Annotated in this window: 15 protein-coding genes; 9 read left to right on the top strand and 6 right to left on the bottom strand. The window is 56.3% G+C overall.

The window, feature by feature from the left end; all coding sequences use genetic code 11:
• Positions 1 to 79: 79 nt before the first annotated feature.
• The 3 genes from RB620_RS28930 to RB620_RS28920 are packed head-to-tail and all read left to right on the top strand — an operon-like array spanning position 80 to position 1471.
• A complete protein-coding gene (locus RB620_RS28930) occupies positions 80 to 586 on the top strand; it encodes a MerR family transcriptional regulator (RefSeq protein ID WP_308100475.1) in 507 nt (168 codons plus the stop codon).
• The gene (locus RB620_RS28925) at positions 583 to 1038 is read left to right on the top strand and encodes an SRPBCC family protein (protein ID WP_308100473.1); all 456 of its coding nucleotides are present in this window, start codon (positions 583 to 585) and stop codon (positions 1036 to 1038) included. The genes RB620_RS28930 and RB620_RS28925 overlap by 4 nt, the downstream gene beginning before the upstream one ends.
• Positions 1028 to 1471 (top strand): SRPBCC family protein, encoded by a 444-nt coding sequence (locus RB620_RS28920; RefSeq protein WP_308100471.1) that lies wholly within the window; start codon positions 1028 to 1030, stop codon positions 1469 to 1471. Before RB620_RS28925 ends, RB620_RS28920 begins: the two co-directional genes overlap by 11 nt.
• Positions 1472 to 1635: 164 nt before the next feature.
• Here RB620_RS28920 and RB620_RS28915 read toward each other — a convergent pair whose 3' ends face one another.
• The 4 genes from RB620_RS28915 to RB620_RS28900 all read right to left on the bottom strand — a co-directional run bounded on the left by RB620_RS28915 (position 1636) and on the right by RB620_RS28900 (position 6415).
• The gene (locus tag RB620_RS28915; protein ID WP_308100469.1) at positions 1636 to 2901 is read right to left on the bottom strand and encodes an MFS transporter; all 1266 of its coding nucleotides are present in this window, start codon (positions 2899 to 2901) and stop codon (positions 1636 to 1638) included.
• A gap of 32 nt (positions 2902 to 2933) precedes the next feature.
• Positions 2934 to 3392, bottom strand: coding sequence for a MarR family winged helix-turn-helix transcriptional regulator (locus RB620_RS28910; protein WP_308100467.1), 459 nt, complete (start codon positions 3390 to 3392; stop codon positions 2934 to 2936).
• Positions 3393 to 3515: 123 nt separating this feature from the next.
• On the bottom strand, positions 3516 to 5057 hold the full coding sequence (locus RB620_RS28905) for a M20/M25/M40 family metallo-hydrolase (RefSeq protein WP_308100466.1): 1542 nt from the start codon (positions 5055 to 5057) through the stop codon (positions 3516 to 3518).
• 122 nt (positions 5058 to 5179) lie between these two features.
• Entirely contained in the window at positions 5180 to 6415 is a 1236-nt protein-coding gene (locus RB620_RS28900) for an MFS transporter (RefSeq protein ID WP_308100464.1), read from the bottom strand.
• Positions 6416 to 6651: 236 nt separating this feature from the next.
• On the opposite strand from RB620_RS28900, the gene RB620_RS28895 reads away from it, so the two are divergent.
• Both RB620_RS28895 and RB620_RS28890 read left to right on the top strand, forming a co-directional pair.
• Positions 6652 to 7161, top strand: coding sequence for a C40 family peptidase (locus tag RB620_RS28895; protein ID WP_308100462.1), 510 nt, complete (start codon positions 6652 to 6654; stop codon positions 7159 to 7161).
• Between the two features lie 135 nt (positions 7162 to 7296).
• Entirely contained in the window at positions 7297 to 7614 is a 318-nt protein-coding gene (locus RB620_RS28890) for an MGMT family protein (protein WP_308100504.1), read from the top strand.
• 50 nt (positions 7615 to 7664) lie between these two features.
• Here RB620_RS28890 and RB620_RS28885 read toward each other — a convergent pair whose 3' ends face one another.
• On the bottom strand, positions 7665 to 8951 hold the full coding sequence (locus tag RB620_RS28885; RefSeq protein WP_308100460.1) for a sensor histidine kinase: 1287 nt from the start codon (positions 8949 to 8951) through the stop codon (positions 7665 to 7667).
• Complete coding sequence (locus tag RB620_RS28880) at positions 8951 to 9628, bottom strand: response regulator transcription factor (RefSeq protein WP_308100458.1); 678 nt, start codon at positions 9626 to 9628, stop codon at positions 8951 to 8953. The genes RB620_RS28885 and RB620_RS28880 overlap by 1 nt, the downstream gene beginning before the upstream one ends.
• 258 nt (positions 9629 to 9886) lie before the next feature.
• Between RB620_RS28880 and RB620_RS28875 the strand changes: the two genes are divergently transcribed.
• The 4 genes from RB620_RS28875 to RB620_RS28860 all read left to right on the top strand — a co-directional run bounded on the left by RB620_RS28875 (position 9887) and on the right by RB620_RS28860 (position 15314).
• Entirely contained in the window at positions 9887 to 10666 is a 780-nt protein-coding gene (locus RB620_RS28875; protein ID WP_308100456.1) for a polyphosphate polymerase domain-containing protein, read from the top strand.
• Complete coding sequence (locus tag RB620_RS28870; protein ID WP_308100454.1) at positions 10659 to 11351, top strand: DUF4956 domain-containing protein; 693 nt, start codon at positions 10659 to 10661, stop codon at positions 11349 to 11351. Before RB620_RS28875 ends, RB620_RS28870 begins: the two co-directional genes overlap by 8 nt.
• Positions 11352 to 11378: 27 nt before the next feature.
• Positions 11379 to 13559, top strand: a complete 2181-nt coding sequence (locus RB620_RS28865) for a carbohydrate-binding domain-containing protein (RefSeq protein ID WP_308100452.1) — start codon at positions 11379 to 11381, stop codon at positions 13557 to 13559.
• Positions 13560 to 13853: 294 nt separating this feature from the next.
• Complete coding sequence (locus tag RB620_RS28860; protein WP_308100450.1) at positions 13854 to 15314, top strand: amino acid permease; 1461 nt, start codon at positions 13854 to 13856, stop codon at positions 15312 to 15314.
• Positions 15315 to 15669: the final 355 nt, after the last annotated feature.

Here is a 15669-nt window from a genome sequence, read left to right as displayed (position 1 = left end):
ACGCTTGCACCTTACGTATCGTAAGGTTTTATAATGAAGCTACCGGTAGATAGCTAGCGCCAAAGAGCGGGGATGATGAATGAAGGGACATTGGAAGGTAGGGGATCTCGCCAAGCTGACGGGGCTTACCGTACGAACCTTGCGGTTCTACGATCAAATCGGTTTGTTCTCCCCGTCCGCCCAGACGGACTCCGGCCACAGGCTTTACAACGAATCGGACGTGTCGCGGTTGTATCAGATCGTCTCGCTGAAGGAGCTTGGATTGTCTTTGGAAGAGATCAAGTCGGCGATGACGGATCGGGGAATCGATCCGCTGGAAGTTGTAAGCTTGCAGATCGACCGCGCGAAAGAACAGATCAAACGGCAGCAGAAGTTATTGGAGCAGCTAAGGCATGTATCGAAGCTGATGCAGGGGAAGGCGCAAGTGACGGTGGATGATTTCACGGGACTCCTGCAGGCGATGAAGACGGAATACGAGAAGCCGGTCATGGACCGGCAGACCAGTTGGGAGCGGCATTTGGATCTACTGGGCGGTTTCCTATCCCAGAGGAGCGGGATGCCTAACGAAGAGGAGGAAAAGAAATGAACGAAAGATTCGTCAAACACGGTACCTTCGTGATCGAGAGAACGTATGCCGCTTCGCCGGAGCGGGTTTACGAGGCTTGGGCCGACCCGGACGCCAAAGCCCGTTGGTTCTCCAAGCCGGAAATCTTCGACTTCCGGGTAGGCGGGCGCGAATACAGCAGCGGCGGACCGCCGGAAGGACCGATCTTTACCTTCGACGCCAGCTATCAGGAGATAGTCCCGGAGCAGCGCATCGTCTATACGTACTCTATGGATATGAACGACGTCCGCATCTCCGTCTCGATGACGACGATCGAGCTGATCGAGGTGGACGGCGGCACGAAGCTGATCTTTACGGAGCAAGGCGCATTCTTCGACGGGCATGATACGCTGGAGATTCGGGAGCACGGGACGGGTGAATTGTTGAATGCGCTGGGCAAATCGCTGGAAGGCGACGAGGAGAATGGCGGCTAACGATAACGAGCTAGTAGCCGCGCGTGTTTATGATGTCCCGCGGGAGCTTGCGTTTCGCGCTTGGACAACCCCGGATTGGTTAGCGCAGTGGTGGGGGCCGGAGGGCTTCTCCAATACATTCCATGAGATCGCCATCGAGCCGGGCGGCCACTGGAAATATACGATGCACGGACCGGACGGGACCGATTATCCGAACCATAGCACATTCGTCGAGGTCGTGCCGCATGAGCGGATCGTCATCGACCATCTGTCGGGCCACGAGTTCCGGATCACGGCGACGTTCGAGGAGCTGGGCGGACGGACCAAGGTGACGTTCCGTCAGCGATTCAAACATGCCGAGGATTTCGAGCAAGCGAAGCCTTACTGCGAAGAAGCCAACGAACAGAACATGGATCGGCTTGGCGAGCTGCTCGGGAAAGTGTCGGTCTCTTAAGGAGGCTTGCCTGCCGGGATGCTGTCCGTCACCAGACCGGACACGGCCGTTGGCGCCGAGTCAGAGTTGCGTTCAGGCGAAGTATCGTTAGGCGGGCATCAAGTGACTGGTCCGCTGAAACGCATAAAAAGCACCTTCGAGGTGCTTTTTGCGTTTCGGACGATTTAGGACATGGACAAGCCTTCCGCCTTGTTCAATTCGTGCTCCCGTTCGCGCTTGCGCGCCGCCAGATGCTGAACAGCGCCAAGCAGCACGAACATCGCCATGAAACCCGCCGAATACAGGTACATGACCGCATAATTCGTAGCCGATGAGATGGCACCGAGGACGATTGCTCCGATGGCTACGCCGAAATCGGTGGAGTTGTAAAAAAGGCTGTTGGCCGTCCCATATTGCTCTTGAGCTGACGAGTGGAGCATCCAGGCTTGAATGGTCGGCTGGATGGCGCCGAAGCCGAGGCCGTAGATCAACGCCGATGCGATCAGGATCGGCATCGAGGTGGCCTGCGATAACAGCAGCATGCTGATCGCGACGCAGACGCCAGCCGGAAGAAGGACGGTCATATGCCCGCGCCTGTCGAACAGCTTTCCGGAGACGGGACGGATCAGGATAATGGTGACCGCATTAAAGAGAAAGAACAGCCCCACCTGCTCGATATGCACGAAGTCGCCGAATAACGCGAGATAACTCAGCAGTCCGCTGTACGTGATCGACAAGATAAAGTTGAGCAGAGCAGGGAACAATAACCTGCGATTAAAGCCGGGCTTGGACGATAACGGTTTAGCCGTGGCTGCGATGGAAGGCGCCGATCGTACCCGCTCGGACCCGGAGCGGGAAAACCGCAGGATGGGCAAGACCAGCGCCGCCACGGCGGCGCCGACCAGCGTCAGGGTCCCGAATCCGGCTTGCTTCATGACGTTCAGGCCGATAACGGGCCCGATCGACATCGCAAGGCTCGTGGACAGCCCGAAGTAGCCGATTCCTTCGCCCATGCGGCGCGACGGGATAATCTGCGAGACGAGCGTCGGGAGGATGGTGCTTGCGAGTCCGAAGCCGATGCCGTAAACGATCCGCAGAGCAAGGAAGACGCCATAGGAGTCGGGCGCGGAGTAGAGCGCCGTTGTTACTGTCGCTACAAGAAGCCCCGTAACAAGCAGAAAGCTGCGGGAGACAAGCCGCATAAGCGGTGCCGTCAGGAAGCGGGTCGCGATGGCAGCGAGCGCGAACACGCTCGTCACCAAGCTCGCCTGCAGGTCACTGGCCAGAAATTGGTCCTTTGCATAGGAAGAGAAGGAAGACAAAAGCATTTGCAAATTAAAAAACAACAGAAAAAAACAAGCCGTCAGCGCGATAAACGACTTGGTCCAAAGGGGCTTGTCCGGTTCATGGCGCGATCCCGGGATCGTTTGATTTGACTGGTCGGCCTGCATGGATGATCGCCTTCTTTCGTGATGTCTGACTGCTATTCGGTCTTGTTGAACGCCAAGCTGATCTGTTGATGCGTGCGCAACAGCAGATCCAGCAGGACGTTATATTCCTCTCCGCTCATGCAACGCTTCACTTCTGCGGTTACGCTATTCTCGATCTCCGCAGTGTCCCGAATGAGCGCCCTTCCCTGTTCAGTGCTGTATACGAGCAGCGATCGCCGGTCGTTTTTGCCGGTTTTCCTATAGATAAGGCCCTTCTTCTCCAGAAGGTCTAGAATCCGCGTCGTTGTCGGCTTGTCCTTGCCCGTCCGCTCGGCGATTTCCTTCTGGATAAGCCCCTGCGCTCGGTCGATCTGGTTCAGCGCCGACCACTGCTCGGGCGTAATGTCGTATTCGCTAAGCCTCAGCTGGAACAGGGCTGCAAGCTTCCTGTAGGTAAGACCCATTAGGAACCCGACCGGCAGCGGGCCGTCGTATGCCTCTTTTATGGACATTTCATCGACACCTCCAAACTCGAATCGATAAATAGTTGTCATAACAACTATATGCGAAACAACTACTCTTGTCAATGTAAAGAAGAAGGCCCCCGCGATGCCGCAGGAGGCCTTCTCTCATTGCTATTCGTAACCTAAAAGCTTGTAAATCATAACTGCCGCCTGAGCTCGCGTTACAGCTCCCTTGGGATCGAACGTTCCGTCCGCGACGCCTTGCATGACGCCCTGTTCCGTAAGAAGAGCAATGGAGTCGCGCGCATAAGCTGCGATGTCGGAGCGATCGCGATACCGCGCGAGCGAATCATCCGCGTTCGCGACCAGCTTGTCCGTGAACGTCATTAGCACGCTTGCGCCCATTGCCGCCATCTGTTCGCGGGTAATTGTGCCGTTTGGATCGAATTTGCCATTGCCCACGCCTTGCGCCAAGCCCCAATCGACGAAAGAAGCAATAAAAGAATAATGCCAATCATCAGGCTGAACATCGTCGAAATCCACCGTTGCGTACGGATCGAGCAAGCCGAGCGCGCGCACCAGCATCGTGGCCATTTCGGCTCTCGTAACGGTCTTCGACGGTTCGAAGCGGTCGTAGCCGTCGCCGATGACCATATCCATGGAAGCGAGCGTGCCAATGGCTTCGTCCGCCCATGGAACGCCGCCAAGATCGTGGAACGCGGGTCCGGTCGGTTCTTCGATTTCCAGCAGAATACCGATAAGCAGTTGCGTGAAGGTGCTCAAATGCTCCTCGATACGACCCGGATAGTTTTCCGAAATGAAGGCAAGCGTGTCTTTCTCCGTATGCCAGACTTCGCCGTCCTTCTCCGTTTGCGTGTAGCCGTCCATCTCGCCAAGCGCCCAGTTTGTGGATTCCAGGTAGCCGTACGGAATGCCGGCATATTTGAACGGGACGTGATCGCTGGCGTCAATCGTCGTGCCGGCCGGGTAGAGCGGATTGAGACCTGTCTGCGTGGATACGTCCAGCTCTAGCCGTTCCGCAATGTCGAGCCCCAGCTCGCGCACAAACCCGTCGGTGCCGCTATTGCCGTAGATGAGCATGTCGTCCCCGACGGCCAAGCTGTCCAGATTGATCATGGCGACCGCATTGTCGATTTCCTCGGCCGTCATCCCCGAGACATAGTGCTCGGACCCGATCAGTCCGACCTCTTCCGCGCCGAAAGCGATAAACTTGATTGTATAGGGCGTCTCTACGTTCGATAACGCTTGCGCGGCTTCCAGCATAACGCCGATGCCCGAAGCGTTGTCGTCGGCGCCTTTGCCGGCTTCAACCGAATCGTAATGTCCTCCCACGTACACGACGCGAGTGGATAAACCGGGTTTGGTTGCGACGACGTTCGCCGAATGTAAGAGTTCACCGTCCTCGGCGAACTGATATTCGAACGGCTGCAGCTCCGCGGTCATGCCCAGCTTCTTGAACCCTTGCAAAATATACGCGCCAGCCGCGCTTTCCTCTTCGCTGCCCGCTGCGCGGGAACCGATCTCCGAGCTTAGATGCTTCAGCACCTGATAAGCGTAATAGCCGGGCTCGCCATCCTTGAGCGGGCCTCTGGCCGCTTCCTCCGCCATGACGCTCTGCGACAACGCGGAGCCCGTCAGGGCAATGGCCGTAAACAAACTTAGTACCTGCAGGCCTAACTTCGCTTTCTGCATGTTTCTCCTCCTATGGGGTTGCCCTCGATGAACACAATCGGGTAACAACGCTGCAGAAAGGCTTTCGACGCGAATCGCATTTTCTCCTTTATGCCAGCCGTATATGCGACACTCGCCGACCTCTAAATCAACGCATTGCGCTTCTTTAAATACCGGTACAGAATGAAGCTGAACACGGAGCAGATCGCCGCGCATAAGCCGATGAAGCCGTACCCGGCCTGAAGGCCGCGAATCAGGCTGCCCGGCGCATCGATCCCGTAGAGGCGTTTCGCCGCTTCGATGACGCCCCCGATGAGGTAGTTGCCGATTACGCTGCCGATGCCCATGATCGTGACCGTGAACGTGATGACCGCGTCCGTGCCGCTTGGGTATCGTTTGGCGATGAAAGCCATGACGGTAGGGTAGATCATGGCGATTCCGATGCCCGCCGCGGCGAACAGATAGGCGAAGCCTTCTCCCCCGGCGAGGGCTCCGAACGTGCACAACGCAGAGAAAGCGGAGAAGAGCATCAGCGAAAGTATGAATCCGATCTTATCGGTTAGTGGTCCTAATAGGAGCCTCGCAAGCGCAAAACATAGGAAGAAAGCCGATAACATGCCGGACGCCGTAACGGTGTCCCAGCCATAGGTCTTCTCGAGGAAATTGACCAGCCAGCCGCCAACCGCCAATTCCGACACGACGCCGAACGTCAGAATCATCACCATGAGCCATAGGGCAGGATCCCGCATGAGCGTTCGCAACGGAAGCCGTTCGCCATGCGCGGGATCCTCGCCGGGGAACGTGCTTAGCAGGGCGGACAGAATAGGGAGAATGGATAACGAAAGCATGATCAAATACATCCCGCGCCAATCGAGCGTATGGCCGAACACGCTGACGGACATCATGCCCGTCGCGATGAGCGGGGCGACGGTAGAGCTGAGTCCGTAGAAACCATGGGTCAAATTCATCATCATCCCCGTATTTTTTACGAAGATGCGCGCTCCCAAGATGGCAAGCGCGATTTCGAGCATCCCGTTGCCGATGTACATCAGAAAGTAAGATGAGGAGAACATCGGATAACTGCGGGACAGATAGATGAGTACGCCCGACGCGATCATTACGCCGAAGGCGCTCACGGTAACGATTTTGATTCCCCAGATCCGCGTCAGGTAAGCCGTGAACGCGCAGGCGAGCAGATACCCGAGCGCATTGAGCGACAGCAGCGTTCCGAGCTGCGCTTCGCCGAGCATAAAGTCGAACTGGATGCGCGGAATGGCGGGACCCTTAATATTTTCCGAAAATCCGAAAATGATAAAGCCGATAAAGATGGTAGCCAATTGCATGGCGTAAATGCGGTTGATGCGCGATAAACGTTCCATTCCGTTCGAAAACCTCCAAGCCGTGCGTCCGATTGTGCGGGCGGCGTGCGCCGCCTGCCATTGTACTACCGTACATCAATCAGCATGCGAGGCACAATGCTTTTTTTGAGATTTTGGCGGATGGCTTCCTCTGCAAGAAGGTTTTGCCTATGTTAGAAAGCGCTTAGAATCCACTTTCTCCCGAATGGATCATGATATACTCCGTGTATAGAAAATTCGACATCAGGAGGTATATCATGACAAACAACTGGATCAAGAAAACGGCAATCGCGACGGCAGTATGCGTAACTCTCGTGTCGGGACAAGCGGCGCTCGGCACTTCTAATATCGGACAAGCCCATGCGGCTTCCGCAACGACGGCATCGGCGAAGGCCGACAGCATTATTGCCGCGGCCAAAGCTCTGCAAGGCAAGGTCATTTATAAATACGGCGTCAACAATCCGAGCAAGCTGATCTTCGACTGCTCTTCGTTTACGAAGTACGTCTTTGGCAAATACGGAGTGAGCTTGAAGTGGGGCACGGCCTCCCAGAAGTACGCCGGTAAATACGTGTCGAAGAGCAACCTGCAGAAAGGCGATCTGATCTTCTTCAACAACGGCAAGACTTCGGCGGTTAGCCATGTGGGCATCTACATCGGCAACGGACAGTTCATTCACAATACGATCAGCAGCAGCTTCAACGGCGTTCGAATCAATAACCTCAGCGATTACACGAAACGGTACTCGACGGCTAGAAGAGTACTGTAATAGCAACGGCGTTCGAATCAAATCCCTTGCGGCCGCTTTAGCGGTTGTAAGGGATTTTTGTTGATGTTAAAGTGAATTTATGCCCACGATAGATCGGGATTAGTATGCGACATGAAGAAGGGATCCGGACAATCGATGCAGCCATTCACGAGAAAAGTCATCTCGATCATTAAAAGCATTCCGGAAGGAAGCGTCATGACATACGGGCAGATCGCGGAGCAGGCCGGCAGCGCGAGAGGCGCCAGGCAGGTCGTCCGGATTTTGCATGCCATGAGCGAAGCGCATGGGCTGCCATGGCATAGAGTCGTCAATGCGAAGGGCGAGATCGCGATCCGGGATGACGAGTCTCGGTTCAGGCAACTCCTCTTCCTCAGCGGAGAGGGCGTCGAGGCGGACGATGAAGGTCGGATCGACTTGGACCGATTCCGGTATCGGCCGGACAATAGGGATTAATTCAAACAAAGGGCATCCTGCCGGATGCTCTTTGTTTTGCTCTTGATTCATTAATGCATGGGCAGGTGCAGGAAAAACGTTGTCGTCTCGCCAACCGTGCTCCTTGCATAGAGCTTCCCGCCATGCTGCTCGACGATGGATTTGGCGATGGCGAGCCCTAATCCGTGGCCGCCTTGTTTGCGCGTCCGCGAAGCGTCCGTGCGGTAGAACCGGTCGAAGATCCGGTTCAGATGTTCGGGAGCGATGCCTTCGCCCGTATTGGACACCGACAGCACCACGTCGTGATGCTGTTTCTTCAGGCTGATCGATATGCTGCCTTCCGCATTCGTATATTTGATGGCATTGTCCAGCAAGATCATCATGACTTGCTTCAGCTGCTCGCTGCTGCCATTCACCGTCAGCCCGGGCTCGATGTCGTAATCGAGCCTGAGCCGCTTCTCGAAGATGACCGCTTCCATCGTCAGAATGACCGTCTCGGCGGCATCGCTCAGATTAAATTCGGAGAAAAGCATGGCGGCTCGCGAGTCGTCCATCTCCGTCAAGTACAAGAGATCGTTCGTCAGCTTCGCCATCCGTTCCGTCTCGTGCTTAATATAGTGAAGCCACTTGGCTTGACTCTCGATCGTATCCTCGCGATTCGCGAGCAGTACGTCCGTATTGGTCTGGATGACGGCCAGCGGCGTCTTCAGCTCGTGGGAGGCATCGGCGATGAACTGCTTCTGCTTCTCGAACGCCTCCTTGACCGGCGCGATGGAGCGGCTGGCGAAGAAGCGGCTGATGAAGTAGATGACGATCAGCATGCCTAGCCCTACGGCCACGAACGTGTAGATCAAATTCGTCAGAATGCCCTGCTGGGCGGTGACGTCCATGAAGACGAACATCGTGCCGGAAGCGGCGGCTTGCGCGGAGAAAGCCCAGTCGTTGCCATCCAGCGCGAATTGCCCGGCATCATTGCCGCTCTCAAGCGCCTTCTCCAATGCTTCCTCGTAGAACGCCGCTTCCATGTCGAATCTCGACTCGGTAACCGAGATCGCGCCGGACGGGTCCGCCAGCAGCATAAACGAGACGGTTCTTCCCGGGGGCGGGCCGCCGTAACCCGACTCCATAGGCGGATCTCCCGGCATATTCTTGTATTCCTCATCCGGGCCGGAACGCTGCTTCCCGACGTTTCCGTGAGGATTATAATAAAACTCCGATGTTTTGTGCAGCTCCATGCCGATATCGCGCCGCACGTCCTGATAGGTGATGGCGTAGATGGCGGCGAAGGCGACCAGCATCATGACGGAGATCGTCACGAGGTTCAGCAAGAGGAACCGGTTCTTCAGCTTTTTGAACATTACTCCGTCACCTCCAGGACGTACCCGACGCCCCGAATCGTAGTAATGCGCACCGTCGAGTGGAGGAAGGTCAGCTTCTTCCGCAAGAACGAGATGTATACCTCCACGTTGTTATATTCCGCGTCCGAATCGAAGCCCCATAGCTTCTCGATGATTTGCTCCTTCGACGTTACCGCCTGTTTCCGCGTGACCAGCAGCTCGAGCAGCTCGCTCTCCTTCAAGTTAAGCTTCAGCTCCTTGCCCCGCACGGCCAGCTTCAAATGCGCCGTATTCAGCTCGATATCCCCGAACGTCAGCGCGTCCTCCGGTATGACTTCTCCCTTGCGCCTGAGCGCCGCCCGGATGCGGGCGAGCAGCTCTTCGGTCGAGAACGGCTTCGCGATATAATCATCCGCGCCATGGTCGAGCCCCGTCACTTTATCGGTAATTTCGCCCTTAGCCGTCAATAAAATGACCGGCGTGGATATACCCTCGCCGCGAAGCTTCTTCAGCACGCTTATTCCGTCGAGTTCCGGCATCATGATGTCGAGCAGCAGCAGGTCGTGGATGCCGCTCATCGCGTAATCGAGCGCGTCTCTTCCGTCATGCACGACGTCCACGGAGTAATGCTGTTTCTTTAGTATTTGCGATAAGGCCTCTGCCAAATGTACCTCGTCTTCGGCGATCAAGATTCGCATCGATCGTTCATCCTCTGCATCGTTTCTAGATTCGTACTCCCATTATACCAATCCAACCTTTAATCAACCTTAACTTTGAGAGGATGTTCAACAAGTCCGCTTTTGATCACGATGCATACCAGGTAGCTGATATAAGTAGAAGCGCGATTTTTGTATCGAAATTGTAAATCCGTTTAAGATTCATTAAAGGTTGGCGGACTAAGATTACAGACATGAGAGGCGAGACACTAGCGAAAGCGCGGAAAGGAAATGAACGAGATGGCCATTGAGGTATTCAATCGGTACGAGAACAAATATCTGCTCGACGATGGGGCATACCGGCGCTTCTATTACGACCTGCTGGACCATATGGAGCTTGACGATTATAACAAGCAGCACGAGTTTTATTCCATTAGCAACCTGTATTTCGATACCCGGCACGATTCACTGATCCGGGCCAGCTTGTCGAAGCCCAAATATAAGGAGAAGCTTCGGCTCAGAGCCTATGGAGTCCCGAATCGCGACGCGAAGGTGTATCTGGAAATGAAGAAGAAGGTGTTCGGGCTCGTCAACAAACGAAGAACGGCGCTGAAGCTGAACGAGGCGTACGACTTCGTTCGCACCGGAATCGAGCCGGCGTACATGCCTTATATGAACAAGCAGGTCGTCGAGGAAATCAAATATTTCCTTCGCCGCTACGAGCTGGAGCCCAAAGTCTATCTCGCGTACGAGCGCAAAGCCTTGTTCAGCAAGGACAGCCGCGATTTGAGGATCACCTTCGATACCAATATCCGAAGCCGGCGATACGACCTAGGGCTCGAGAGGGGCGATCACGGTGAGCCGTTGGTCGAAGGCAACAAGTGGCTGATGGAAGTGAAGGCGGAGAAGACGATACCGATGTGGCTGTCGAGATTGTTGTCCGATCACGGCTTGTACCGGACCAGCTTCTCCAAGTACGGCAACGAGTTCAAGAAGACGGTTAGACACGGCAACGCCGGTCATATCCCTATCGCAAACAACCACCAACTTGAGGAAAGAGAGCGTGTTCTCCATGTTTGATTTCGAAACGATATTCAACCCCACGACGGCGAGCGCGACCATGACCTTCACTAGCTCGGTCGTGACGATTCTGATCGCCATCGTTCTCGGGGGAATCATCAGCTACACGTACATGAAGACGAACCCAACCGGCTATTCGCAAAATTTTACGTTAACGATGGTGATCCTTCCCGTTATCGTAGCCATTATTATTCTCCTCATCGGCAGCAATATTGCGCGAGCGTTCAGCTTGGCCGGCGCCTTCTCGATCATCCGGTTCCGAAGCGCACCCGGCGATCCGAAGGACATCGCGTACGTCCTGTTCACGATGGCGGCCGGTCTCGCCTGCGGCGTCGGCGCATTCGGTTATGCCTTCTTGTTCACGCTCATTCTCTGCGCATTGATGTACGCGCTGAACAAGTTCAATTTCGGAGCAAGGAAGCAGGCGCAGAAGCTGCTCAAAGTGACGATTCCGGAAAGTCTGGGCTACGAAGAGGCGTTCACCGAAGTGTTCGAGCAATTCGGCGTGGCGCATGAGCTGAAGAAGGTTAGAACGACCGAGCTTGGCAGCTTGTACGAGCTGGTGTATACGGTGACGCTTGATCCATCGACGGACCAGAAGGCATTCCTGGACGCGATCCGCTGCCGGAACGGCAATCTGGATCTCTCCTTGACGATGGTTCCTACGGTAGCGGCCGATTATTAAAAAAGAATGAGAAGGGAACGATAAACGATGAAAAAATGGAATATGAAACGTTATTTAGGCGCGATTGCCTTATGCACGGTGTTGCTGGCTTCGGCTTGCAGCAACGAAACAACGAATAATGCAGGTACAGCCGAGACCGCTGTCCAGCAGGAGGGTGAAACGACCGCCGCCGTTGTCGAGCAAGCGAACCTCACGATGGATGGGCTGGTCACCTTCGACGACGAAGATTATAACGCCGATTGGAGCGCGGATAACGCGACTTCCATCGCGTTCAGCGGGACGAGCGCTGCCGTGACGGGCAGCGGAGCCGAAGCGACGGACGGCGGTTCGGTGAAAATTACGGCAGCCGGAACCTATGTGCTGAGCGGCAAGCTAAGCGATGGACAGCTAACGGTCGACGTGCAGGAAGGGACCGTTCATCTGGTCATGAACGGCGTAGAGCTGCACGATAACGACAACGCGCCGCTCTATATCGTAGAAGCGGGCAAGGTCGTCGTGACTCTGCAAGAAGGCACGGAGAACGTCCTGACGGACGGGGCGGAATACGCTCTCGCCGACGCTTCCTCCGACGAGCCGAATGCGGCGCTCTTCAGCAAGGCGGATCTGACGATTAACGGCACGGGCAAGCTGACGGTGGAGGGTAATTACAACAACGGCATCGCGAGCAAGGATGATCTGAAGCTCGTGTCTGGCACGATCGCCGTCAAAGCGGTGGATGACGGCGTGATGGGCAGGGATCTCGTGGCCTTTCTTGAAGGCACGTCGCTCACCGTGGATGCTGGGGGAGACGGCGTGAAGTCGACGAACGACGCCGAAGAAGGCAAGGGCATCATCGCCATTGGCGGCGGTACATTCGATATTGTTTCCGGCAACGATGCGCTGCAAGCCGAGACGTCGATGCTGATCGACGGCGGCACTTATAAACTGGTCTCCGGCGGAGGCAACGCGAACGGCGAGGTCCACACGGAAGAGCGCGGCGGATGGGGCGGCGGCGCTCCGGCAGCAGGCGGCGCGCAGAGCGGCTCCGGGACATCGGGAGCTGCAGCGGACGGGAATGCTGCGACTGACGGCAGCGCGGCTGCCAATGCCGGCACCGCGGCAGATGCCAGTGCCGCAGACGACGCAAGCGCGACGGCAGCCGAAGAGGAGTCGACCAGCGCCAAAGCGCTGAAGGCAGGCGGCAATCTGCAGGTGAACGGAGGCACGTTCACGATCGATTCAGCGGATGACTCCGTGCATACCAATGGCAATGCGCTCATCGCGGGCGGCACGTTCGCGATAACGTCGGGCGACGACGGCATCCATGCGGATAGCGCGGCGACGATCTCGGGCGGCACGATCGACATCGCGAAGAGCTATGAAGGCATCGAAGGGTCCGTCATCGCGGTTTCCGGCGGAGAAGTGACGATAACGGCTTCCGACGACGGCGTCAATGTGGCCGGCGGCAACGATAGTACGGCCGAAGGGGGACGCCAGGGACAGGATACGTTCAGCGACGGTACCCATCAGCTGCAGATCAGCGGCGGCTCGCTGACGGTGAACAGCAATGGAGACGGGCTGGATTCGAACGGCTCGATCGCGATGAGCGGCGGTACCGTGATCGTGAACGGCCCGACGAACAGCGGCAACGGTTCTGTCGACTATGACGGCAGCTTCGAGATTAGCGGAGGATTCCTGATCTCGGCGGGCAGCTCCGGCATGGCCCAAGCGACGGCGGACACCTCGACCCAGCAATCGGTATTGATGACATTCCCTCAGGCGCAGGAAGCAGGTACGACCGTCCGTTTGGAAGACGGAGACGGCAACGAGATCGCGACGTTCGCGCCGGCCAAGACGTTCCAATCGGTACTAATCAGCTCGCCGGACCTGAAGCAAGGCAGCACGTACGTTTTCTACACGGGCGGCACCTCTGCCGGCAGCGAAGTCAGCGGCTTGTATACCGAAGGGGAGTACTCCGGCGTCACGAAAGTCGTCGACTTCGAGATTACGAGCGCCGTCACTTGGGTGAACGAATCGGGCGTGACGACCGGCGGCGGTGGCGGCATGGGCGGCGGTCCGATGGGAGGCGGAGGCGGCATGGGCGGCCAACCAGGCGAACGCCCAGCCGGAGGCGGCCGTCCCGGCGACATGGGCGGCCAGCCGCCTGCCGACGGCAGCATGCCGCAGCCTCCCGCAGCGGAAGGCGACGCGCAGACGGAGGCGCAATAAGAGCGGATTTCCATCTCAAGGTTTGCTTGCAGGAACAACGGCGGGCATGACTGCGATCGGGACCAATTGGAAAAAATATCGAATAGCAAACGCGAAGTCGTCCTTTTATAATAAGAAGGTTCGATAGCGAAGAACAGCCTCGCGTCCGGTTGACGGACGCGGGCTTATTTTGAAATATAAGAAAGTATAAGTTTTCACTATACTGTGCTTATATTTCTCGGAATGAAACGCGCTGCACCGCCAAAGGACGGCGACAGCCGTTTCACCTTGATTTGGTCGGAGAGGAATTGAAAGATGGACAGCAAGAATCAACAGAACAAGCAAGGCAAACAACAATTAATGCGCGGGCTGAAGGCCCGGCATATGACGATGATCGCGCTCGGCGGCTCCATCGGGACGGGGTTGTTCCTGGCCAGCGGCGGGGCGATCCACTCGGCGGGACCGGGCGGGGCGCTGCTCGCGTACGCGGCGATCGGGTTCATGGTCTATTTTCTGATGACGAGTCTCGGCGAGATGGCGGCTTATATGCCGGTATCGGGTTCGTTCAGCACCTACGCGGCGCGATTCGTCGATCCGGCGTTCGGCTTCGCGCTCGGATGGAACTATTGGTTTAACTGGGCGATCACGCTCGCCGCGGAAATATCGGCCGCGACGCTCATCGTCAAATATTGGTTCCCAGATTCGCCTACCGCGCTGTGGACCGCGTTGTTCCTCGGCATCATCTTCTTTATCAACTATTTGTCCGTTCGGGCGTTCGGGGAATCCGAATATTGGTTCTCGATGATCAAGGTCGTTACGGTGCTGGTCTTCATCGGGATCGGCATTTTGATGATCGCGGGCATCATGGGCAACCACGATGCTGGCTTCCGGCATCTGACCGAAGGCGACGCGCCGTTCCATGGCGGCTTCATGGCGCTGCTGGGTGTGTTTATGACGGCAGGCTTCTCGTTCCAGGGGACGGAGCTGATCGGCGTGGCCGCGGGAGAGAGCGAGGAACCGTCGAAAAACGTGCCGAAGGCGGTTAAACAGATCTTCTGGCGCATCCTGTTGTTCTACATTTTGGCTATTTTCATTATCGGCACGCTGATTTCCTACCAAGATCCGCTTTTGCTGCAGGGGGACATCACGAATATCGCGGTCAGCCCGTTCACGATCGTGTTCGAGCGGGCGGGCTTTGCCTTCGCGGCATCCGTCATGAACGCGATTATCCTGACATCGGTACTGTCGGCCGGCAGCTCCGGCCTCTACGCGAGCACGCGCATGCTGTGGGTGCTGGCCAAGGAAGGGAAGGCGCCGGGCTGGCTGAAACGGCTGAACCATCGGGGCATTCCGGTCACCGCGCTCGTCGTCACGTCGGCGTTCGGGTTGCTCGCGTTCCTTGCCTCCCTGTTCGGGGAAGGCAAGGTATACGTGTGGCTGCTGAACGCGTCGGGTATGTGCGGCTTCTTGGCATGGCTCGGTATCGCGATCAGCCATTACCGGTTCCGTCGGGCGTTCGCGGCCCAAGGCCGCAGCTTGGACGAGCTGCCTTACAAGGCGAAGTGGTTCCCGATCGGTCCGATCGTGGCGCTGATCATCTGCGTCATCGTCATGATCGGCCAAGGGTACTCGATGTTCCGCGAGGGCAACGTGAACCTGTACGGAATCGCCGCGACGTATATCGGCCTCCCGCTATTTCTCGCCGTATTCCTCGGATACAAGGTCAAGCACCGCACGCGCGTCATTCCACTTGAGGAATGCCGGCTAGAGGATTAAAGTTTAAGAGACGACTAATAGAATGATCCTAAACTAACTTTACCCTTTCGGTTGTTCTTGAATGCTAACGGAAACAGTGAACGCTATTCGGCTCAATTTGATCCATTTGATAATCTAAAGGAAGCATGAGGCCTTATTCTTGTTTTTCAGCCTGAAAAACGTCATTTTCAATGGAATAAGTGCTCTTGTTTCCGTTAGATGTCCATATATGCTCAAAACCGCATTATAAGAGCGCTGAGTTCCGTTGCTATGAACGTTTTAGTCAAGCCCTTGCATTTTGCACCACCAAAACACTAGGCGCGGGAGCAAATAAGCGAGCGACGGTCGGCACGCTGCTATCCGTGGGTTGGTTACC

This window comes from Paenibacillus sp. LHD-117 (assembly GCF_030929555.1).
In the GTDB taxonomy this organism is placed as follows: domain Bacteria; phylum Bacillota; class Bacilli; order Paenibacillales; family Paenibacillaceae; genus Pristimantibacillus.
The sequence above is the reverse complement of the archived record's forward strand: the minus strand, read 5'-3'. Positions and strand labels throughout refer to the sequence as shown.